5 protein-coding genes are annotated in these 6,106 nt (G+C 44.1%); 2 read left to right on the top strand and 3 right to left on the bottom strand.

Annotation, left to right across the window (positions count from 1 at the left end; all coding sequences use genetic code 11):
* Positions 1–174: 174 nt before the first annotated feature.
* Complete coding sequence (locus F6K63_RS36075) at positions 175–597, bottom strand: hypothetical protein (protein ID WP_287255216.1); 423 nt, start codon at positions 595–597, stop codon at positions 175–177.
* Here F6K63_RS36075 and F6K63_RS36070 point away from each other — a divergent pair.
* Together F6K63_RS36070 and F6K63_RS36065 are read left to right on the top strand one after the other, a co-directional pair.
* The gene (locus tag F6K63_RS36070; RefSeq protein WP_287314901.1) at positions 572–1,675 is read left to right on the top strand and encodes an RNA-guided endonuclease InsQ/TnpB family protein; all 1,104 of its coding nucleotides are present in this window, start codon (positions 572–574) and stop codon (positions 1,673–1,675) included. The genes F6K63_RS36075 and F6K63_RS36070 overlap by 26 nt on opposite strands.
* Positions 1,676–2,214: 539 nt before the next feature.
* Complete coding sequence (locus F6K63_RS36065; RefSeq protein ID WP_009148815.1) at positions 2,215–3,726, top strand: reverse transcriptase domain-containing protein; 1,512 nt, start codon at positions 2,215–2,217, stop codon at positions 3,724–3,726.
* A 389-nt stretch (positions 3,727–4,115) separates the two neighbouring features.
* Here F6K63_RS36065 and F6K63_RS36060 read toward each other — a convergent pair whose 3' ends face one another.
* Both F6K63_RS36060 and F6K63_RS36055 read right to left on the bottom strand, forming a co-directional pair.
* The gene (locus tag F6K63_RS36060; protein ID WP_287255220.1) at positions 4,116–4,376 is read right to left on the bottom strand and encodes a hypothetical protein; all 261 of its coding nucleotides are present in this window, start codon (positions 4,374–4,376) and stop codon (positions 4,116–4,118) included.
* A gap of 1 nt (position 4,377) precedes the next feature.
* Positions 4,378–5,607, bottom strand: a complete 1,230-nt coding sequence (locus F6K63_RS36055) for an ISAzo13 family transposase (protein ID WP_287314899.1) — start codon at positions 5,605–5,607, stop codon at positions 4,378–4,380.
* Positions 5,608–6,106 lie beyond the last annotated feature (499 nt).

Genomic DNA, 6,106 nt, shown 5'->3' with positions numbered 1-6,106 from the left:
TTTGATGCGTTCCCACTGGTCATTCCGCAAAGCATAGCGGCGCGTCATTGTACCACTCCTGAAATTACTCAACTCGCCAAGAATTTATCTATTTTAAACTGGATTGACACCTATTTGATGACACGCCCTAGAATAGAGACATGACCCTAGTACCACTCCGTAAGGCGGTCGAACTTACGGGACTCTCTCAAACCACTTAACAGGAAATACGCAGACAATGGCACCATCAAATGTGAGCGAACCCCAAGCGGGTATCGACTGTTCGATACAGTTAGTCTTGCCACTTTGGGAAAACGACAAGCCCCTGAGCCAGTCACCATCTGTTACTGTCGAGTCAGCAGCAGTAAACAATTTGACGACCTCGCCAGGCAAGTCGCGTACATGCACTCGCTTTTTCCGGAAGCGGAAATCATCTTTGACATTGGCTGAGGACTCAACTACAAAAGGAAAGGACTTAGAGCCATACTGGAACGACTTATGCAGGGATGTCAGCTCACAATTGTTGTTGCCTGTAGAGACAGACTTACCAGATTCGGTTTTGAACTGTTTGAATACTTGGCAGAACTCAACGGTGGAAAAATCTTGGTTCTCGACCAACCTGAAAGCTGTCGAGGATCCGAACTCACAGCAGATCTTCTCTGAATCATTCACGTCTTCTCTTGCAGGGTTCACGGACTCCGAAAATACGGCAAAAAAATCAAAGAAGATTCGAGTCTTCCTAAGTGCTGAGCAAAGGCGGATGGTTCGTCAATGGTTTGGAGTGTCCCGTTATGTATTCAACAAGACCATCAAATTACTCCAGAGCGGAGAGATAAAAGCCAATTGGAAGGCTATTAAAACTGGAATCCTAAACGACCTTCCTGAGTGGTGCAAGGCAGTACCTTATCAGATAAAATCAATAGGGATAAAGGATGCTTGCACCGCCGTGAGGGAGGCCAAGAAAAAGTACAAAAAGACTTTTCAAATTAACAGGGTTAGATTCAGATCTAGAAAAAATCCTGTGCAGTCTTGTTATATTCCAAAGTCAGCTGTATCAGATCAAGGCATTTATCACACAAAATTGGGAAAAGTTTGCTTTGCTGAACCTCTCCCAGCTAGTATTTGTGATTGTCGTCTGGTCAGTACTAACGGTAAAATTTATTTGTCTGTGCCGCATACTACTGCTAAAAAAGAAACCGAAAACCAAGGTAGAGTAGTAGCTATAGACCCTGGGGTGAGGACTTTCGCCACTTTCTTTGGCGAGAATTCTATAGGAAAGATAGGCACGGGGGACTTTTCTCGCATTCAACGCCTCGGCCAGCACTTAGATAATCTAATCTCGAAAATTAGCAAAGCTAAGGGAAGGCAAAAGCGTCGAATGAAAAAAGCAGCAAGACGGATGGTGATCAAGATTCAGAACTTAGTGAATGAGTTGCATCATAAAACGGCAAAGTTTCTTACTGACAATTTCGATGTAATCCTCCTTCCTACATTTGAGACTTCCCAAATGTCCAAAAAGGCAAGCCGAAAAATCCGATCGAAAACTGCCCGAAATATGTTGACATTTGCTCATTACCGGTTTCAAGAATTCTTGAAGCACAAAGCCATCGAAAAAAACAAGGTTGTTGTCGATGTCTGTGAAGCCTACACCAGCAAGACGGTTAGCTGGACTGGGGGTGCGGCTCGTTCTTACTAGGAGCCTCTAGAAACTAGAGGGGTATGAGTAAGGGGAATCGTGAGGGTAACACCCTCGATTTCTAACTATCTATTGGATGGCGGTGAAAACCCGCCCCTTGAAGAGATAAGTGACTCCCTATCTGGCCACACCGAGCAGGGCGACATCCCTACAGAGTGAAGCTGGCACCAGGGCGCAATCAGTTGAAAAGAAGCAGGTAACAACACTGGCGCTAAAGGGGAGGTGACATGGTTAAACAAGTCCTAGAAAAATGTCCTACCAGCCTACCATAACCTGAAAAACCAATATGGAATGTATCCTCTACTCTCACAGCGTCTTCTCCAGAATAGCTGTAATCTCCGAGAGGAGGATGGGCAAATTGGACTGACCTAAATCACCACAACAATCTAATAGATGGAACGAGTAAAAACGGCAGCAACACGAGGTCTAAGGAACGGTCGAAACCCTAGTAAGTTATGTCAAACTTAATCCCTCCTGCCGGGTAGGATGTGACCGAAAACTGGTCACGGGTATCAAGTATATAGACTTTGGAGAAGAGCATGGGTAGACACAGCAAAAAAGCTAGTGACCTTTGGAAAGGGCAACAGTGGAAGAAACTTCGCCAAAACCTTTTTCGCCTACAAAGACGTTTATATAAAGCAGTTCAAGCTGGAAACCTGAGAAAAGCCAGGTCTCTACAGAAACTGATAATGAAATCCCGCTCAGCACAACTACTGGCCATCCGTCAAGTAACACAGCTCAACAAGGGTAAGAAAACCCCCGGCATTGATGGTAAGTCATCCCTCACATACCGGCAGAGATTAGAGCTACTTGAGCTATTGAACCAATATGGCTCCGACTGGAAACATACTGGACTACGGGAAGTCCCGATAGCCAAGAAGAACGGGAAAACGCGAATGCTGAAAATCCCGACAATCGCTGATAGAGCATGGCAATGTCTAGTGAAATACGCCCTAGAACCTGCACACGAAGCTACCTTTCACGCCCGGAGTTACGGGTTTAGGACTGGACGAAGTGCGCACGATGCCCAAAAACACGTGTTCAATAACCTGAACTCAAGTTGCAACGGCATCACAAAAAGGGTCATAGAACTAGACATCAAAAAGTGTTTTGACCGCATATCACACAGCTCCATAATGGATAGACTGTTAGCACCGGCATCCATAAAACAGGGGATTTTTAGATGTTTAAAAGCGGGCGTCAGTCCGGAATTCACGGAGCAAGGAACACCCCAAGGAGGTGTGGTCAGCCCACTCTTAGCCAACGTGGCACTAAATGGAATTGAAAGCCTACACCAATCAATCCGCTACGCGGATGACATGGTAATATTCCTGAAACCTAACGAAGACGCTCAAAAGGTGTTAAAAAAGGTCAAGGAATTCTTAACTGAACGCGGAATGGAAATCAGCGAAGAAAAGACCAAAATAACTCACTCGACAGACGGTTTTGACTTCCTGGGCTGGAACTTCCGAGTCCAGAAAAATGGAAAGTTCCGAAGTATTCCCTCAGCGGAAAACCTAAGAACCATCAAAAAGAAGATTAAAGCCGTGGCCAACAGCTCGAACTATGGTGCAAAAATAAAGGCTGAAAAATTAGCTCCCATAATAAGGGGCTGGAGAAATTACCACCGGAATTGCAAGATGGACGGCTCCCGAAACTCTCTGTGGTTCACTGCAAAGAGAACAGAAGAGAAATTCAGAAAAGAGAAGAAAATCAATCGATACGAATCCGAAAGATTAGTAAAGAAAGCATTCCCGGCGGTGAAATATAAGGAAAACAAGCATATTAAAGTCAGGGGCACCAAGTCCCCCTATGACGGAGACTTGGTGTACTGGAGCCAAAGGAACTCTGGACTCTACGATAATGCTACTTCCAAAGCCTTGAAGAAGCAAAACCATTGCTGTGGACATTGTGGTCACAAGTTAATAGGCAACGAATCTGTACACCTTCATCACCTAGATGGAAACCACGACAATTGGAAACCAAAGAATTTAATGGCGGTTCACCAGAGCTGCCACCAATACATACACAGCAGCCAAAAAGATACTTAGGAGCCGTATGCAACGAAAGTCGCACGTACGGATTTGTAGGAGAGATGCTCCCCTTAATAGGGGACATCGACTCTAACAATTGGTCAATATTGGCGCAAGCAAGTTGATCAGGTCAAACATTGATGGGCGTGTAATGGACAGAGATATCAACGGCGCTCGCGGGATATTCGCATATAGCCTTGGGAGATACCCCCTGGATGCGAAAGCATCTTGCATTGGCGGGCTAAGGTCTACTTGGTAGACTTTGGTAGCCAAAAAGTATCGGAGATGTAAATCATCCTGTAGTGTTTTTAGACAAGTCCACGGGAAAAACCCATGTCATCCCAAATCCGTTTGTCAAAACCCCTTTATAAAAATCGACCAAATTTTTGTATGCCAGGAATCTATGGCTATGCGGATAAGGGGGGTATGGGAACAGGATTTAGTATCAGCAGTGAGTTCAATGGTACTTTTTTGGCGGAATTTGGGAAGGACTTTGAATCCGTAACTGCACCAGCTGTCGAACCAATAGCTGAGCCAGTAACTGAGATAGTAACTGAGACAGTAACCGAACCAGTACCTGCACCAGCAGCTGAACCAATAATTGAGCCAACAACTGAGCCAATACCTGCACTAGCAGCTAAGGAGTCATGTAAAAATAACTTTAACAATCTAGTCCCGAGAAAGAGGCTTAATTATATAGTTCCATTCCCCATGAAAAGAGTTTCGCTCAATGGCAATGGCATTAATTTCTTGGTCTGTCACTTTGATCCCTGTTGGATAGGGATTCTGATCTAAGCGTGCTTCAACTTTTAACCCTTGTTTTGTGGTAGTATTACGGATTAAATTAATCACGACCTCATGGCTTGTTAAGGGTCTACCTCGCCAATTCTGGGTAATATGACAAAATAAACGATGCTCAATTTTATTCCATTTACTTGTACCAGGAGGAAAATGACTTACATAAATGGTTCTTTCTATCTCTGTGGCTAATTCTTGTAGCTTCAATTTCCACAAGCGACAACGATAACCATTACTTCCGCCACAATCCGCTGTAATCATTAGCTTTTGGCTGTTGGGATAAAGTTGTTGTCCCATGGAATACCACCAATGACGAATTGAGAAGACAGCAAATTCAGAGGTGTCATGGTCAATACCAACATTTACCCAGCCTTGATTATAGGTTTTGTCATAAACTCCGTAAGGAATGACTTTTCCTAATTCCGGGTCTACAAAATCATGTATTTTTACTTCTTGGGGATGTTGCTTTTCACACCACTCCCTTCCTGGGTTTTTCAAGTCGCCAATTAATTCTTTTTTTTTGGTATCTACAGAAATTACTGGCTCTTTCTGTAACTGGAACTCTTTAACTTGGTTGGCAATGTGTAAAAACTGCTGATATCGATCAGGGTGAGATGAGCCGTCACGAGTTTTCCGATTGGCTTGTAAACTGTAACCAAGATTTAACAGCAAATTGTAAACACTTTTGGGGCTAATTCTATGTCCACCCGCATTTAAAGCTTCAGCTAGTTTGACTACACTTTTAGAAGTCCATTTAAGAGGTGATACTGGATCTCCTTTTGTCATCGGTTCTATTAATGATTCCAAGTCTGATAATAGCATTGGGTCTTGTTCTTCCAGTAGTTTTCTGCCACCCCCACTACTCCTGATGCTACCAGAGTCATTCTCCGTTTTTTCCCCCTCAAAGCTCCTTAGTAACCTGATTCCGGCATGAATGGTAGTGCGAGAAAGACCTGTGGCAATAGCCACTAGAGTAATACCCCCCCACCCCAAGCTTCGAGCTTCGGTTGCTGCCCAAATACGACGAGTTTTCTCGTTTAAATAAGGTAATAAGGAATTATACTTTTCTCGAATCTTGTCAATAACCAGATGATTAGGCATTTCAATGTATCCATTGAATCTGGGATGGCGACAGGCAAGCTGAACTCCTTACTGGGTAAGGAGTTCACCCCATAAGCTTCCCAAATATACATGCTGACGTTGGACAGAGCTTGGACTATGTTATTACGGTTCGGAGCTTCATCAAACGGATGCAGTCCAACGAGTCGGGTTTCCCCCACTCGACCTTTGCATCAAGACCATGAAAGGAGGGTCAATTTGCCACTGTATCGAGATTGAGTCATGGGTCAATAAGCCGAGTAATATGCATGAGGGCTGATGTTACCCCCTGATCTCCCTTGAATATATTTTCATTATCTCACCAAGAGCAAAAATGTTCAAGTTATTTTTACATAAAGCCTTAGGTAGCTATACCTGGTTGACTGACAAAAGTTGAGCGCGATTTCACGAACCCCTTACCAGGGATGGGCGCTTTGGGCATTGACATCTGGTTGGGGGAGCCAGCATTCTCAGGAAAGAAACCACTCACATCCCAAAAATG

Source organism: Moorena sp. SIO1G6 (assembly GCF_010672795.1).
Lineage (GTDB): Bacteria > Cyanobacteriota > Cyanobacteriia > Cyanobacteriales > Coleofasciculaceae > Moorena > Moorena producens.
This window is presented reverse-complemented; position numbering and strand designations above follow the sequence as displayed.

Excerpts from the sequence above, each read along its gene's own strand:
- F6K63_RS36055 (WP_287314899.1), bottom strand. The coding sequence starts at position 5,607 with ATGCCTAATCATCTGGTTATTGACAAGATTCGAGAAAAGTATAATTCC.
- F6K63_RS36065 (WP_009148815.1), top strand. The coding sequence starts at position 2,215 with ATGGGTAGACACAGCAAAAAAGCTAGTGACCTTTGGAAAGGGCAACAG.